Origin of the sequence: Chamaesiphon polymorphus CCALA 037 (genome assembly GCF_003003845.1) — a bacterium.
Classification (GTDB): domain Bacteria; phylum Cyanobacteriota; class Cyanobacteriia; order Cyanobacteriales; family Chamaesiphonaceae; genus Chamaesiphon; species Chamaesiphon polymorphus.
In genome coordinates, this window is sequence record NZ_PVWO01000679.1 from 1 (window position 1) to 2481 (window position 2481).

The window sequence follows — 2481 nt, forward strand, 5'->3', positions numbered from 1 at the left end:
CTCATAAATTGAATGTATTCTCATTAGAAAAACATGGTTCATTTACAATTTTACAGAGCCGGATACATGAATATTTTGCATGGTTCTTTTCATCCAAGATGAAAGATGATTTGAATTATTCTCCGTCCGATTGTTTTGAAACCTTCCCCTTCCCACCTAACTGGGAAACCGACCCCGAACTCGAAACCATCGGTAAAACCTACTATGAATACCGCGCCCAACTGATGGTGGAAAATAACCAAGGACTTACCGACACCTACAACCGCTTCCACGATCCCGACGAAGACAATCCCGACATCCTCAAACTGCGCCAACTCCATGCCGAAATGGATAAAGCCGTCCTCGCCGCCTACGGTTGGGATGACATCAACCCCACCTGTGAATTTCTCCTCGACTACGAAGAGGAAGAGAGCATCGAAGAAGGCACCAGAAGCCGCAAGAAACCCTATCGCTATCGGTGGACAGAAGACACCCATGATGAAGTCCTCACCCGCCTCCTAGCCCTCAATAAAGAACGCGCTCAAGCAGAGGAAATGTTAGGTGGCGAGAAAGCAGCGGGTAAAAAAGCTGGGGCGAAGAAAACCAAGAAGAAAGCAGCGAGTAAATCTGACAAGCCACAGGTAATTATTAGCAGCAAACAATTAAGCCTGATTTCACCGGATGCGGAACAGTTAGAACTGTGAAACCGACACCTCGAACCCCTCTGTAAATGTTAGAAGTAAAAGTCACAGACCGTTTAAGCTATTATTGCAGACTGATTGACTGTCTATTGCTACTTGAGAAATAAAGCTAGTTACTATTGGAGAAATGGGGATAGCTGATTCAATGCACTTGCGAATTGTACTCTTGAGAACTCTGAGAAATGCTGCATTTCGACTCTCGGCATCATTTATAAAAGAATCATAAGTCATCACAAACAAGTCAATGATAAAAGGATTATTTTCATCATCAATAATTATATTTTGCGGCTTAAAAAACATCTGTCCGTGTGAAAATAGTTCCTTGTAACCATCTTCTTTTAATGAGCGTCTAAAATCAGAATCAATGTCAGTTATGCCATAAAACCATATTTTTTCAATTTTATTGGGAAAATATGCAAGAAGCTTCCTAGCTCTTTGACGTAATTGACTTAAAACCTCTTCGTTCTTTGCTAGAGGTAGACCATGTTTTTTAAGTTCAACAACTACAACATTTACTTTTAGATCGGTATTGGGATTACCTGAAAAAACTATCGTAATATCAGGTCTACTATTATCCTCAACGTTATCTAACGCGATTGATTGAATGACATCTTGCATTGTTTCATCACTAAGGATAGTATTGTAAGTCATGAACCTATCATCTAGCAACCAAACATTATTGTTGTATATATCATCATCAAACTCTTCTTTTTGCAAAGTTTGTTGCATTGGTACAATCAATTGATGAAGTTCTTTTTCATGATTTTTAGATGTCATGCTCTTTAATTTCTGGATAATTAACGACCTATACATGACATACTCAACCAATGAACGTGATGATAGCTCTATGGCTTTTTCATATTGTTCATCATCTAAATTTTCACATTCAAGAATCTTTCTCTGATCGTTGAAAAACTTACTCTGAGCTAGTTCAAGCACTGCTGTCTTTAAAATTAATCCTGCCGAAGGCTTTGGAAAATAACCAGTTAAATGAGGAAAATTTTCATTTAACTTCTCAGTAACTCTTTGATTATTCTCTTTAACTTTAGGTATATTGCAAATAATAATATTACCAATTTCTTCTCGAAGCTTTTCCTTTAAAGCTTTTTCAGTTAGCTCGTCCGGCAATAACAGCTTTTGACGAGATGTATTCACTTTTCCTTGGAAGTAATCTGATACAAACAAAAATCTCAATTGATATCCACTAGGAATAGCTTCAATTTGAACTAAATCAAGCTCAAGTGCCCTATTATCAACACAAACTGCTGTATAAATAGATTTATTTTTTTCAGCTTTATTTTCGATAGAGTAGTGTATCTCTAAATTTCTAAAAAGATCTGTAGATTCATCTTCAAGAGTTACCTTGTGAAGTTGAGGTAAATCATCAAGATTAAAAACTGATTGACTTGAATAAAAATCATTATTTGAGTTGGGGTGCTCGACTTCTAATTCGATCTTAATATTTAAAGATTTTCCTTTTTCTTTCTTGCTGAAAAATAGTGGAAAAAATTCTTGGATTAGGCTTTCTTTTATTTTGTAGGGAGTCAAATAGTCATATTTATATATTCTATCTTTACAGTACCCATCAAAAAATAAGCTACTCCCTGAGCCTCTTTCTTCTAGCACATCAGCTTTGCCGATAAATTTGCTGTTAAAGGTAAATATTCTCTTTTTTGAAATTTCATAAAAACTTTCAATTTTGACATTATTAAAATATGCCAAATATACTAAGCGACCAAGACCCTTGTGATCGATACCATCCACCTCAAGAAGCTGAGAAAACTTCTCAAAATTTTCATCT

At 36.2% G+C, this 2481-nt stretch carries 1 protein-coding gene and 1 pseudogene; one reads left to right on the top strand and one right to left on the bottom strand.

Annotation, left to right across the window (positions count from 1 at the left end):
• Window positions 1-683: pseudogene (locus C7B77_RS28160) on the top strand (type IIL restriction-modification enzyme MmeI); the annotation flags it as partial.
• Window positions 684-725: 42 nt separating this feature from the next.
• Here C7B77_RS28160 and C7B77_RS30555 read toward each other — a convergent pair.
• The coding region (locus tag C7B77_RS30555; protein WP_106312868.1) for a hypothetical protein at window positions 726-2481 on the bottom strand (1756 nt) is incomplete at its 5' end.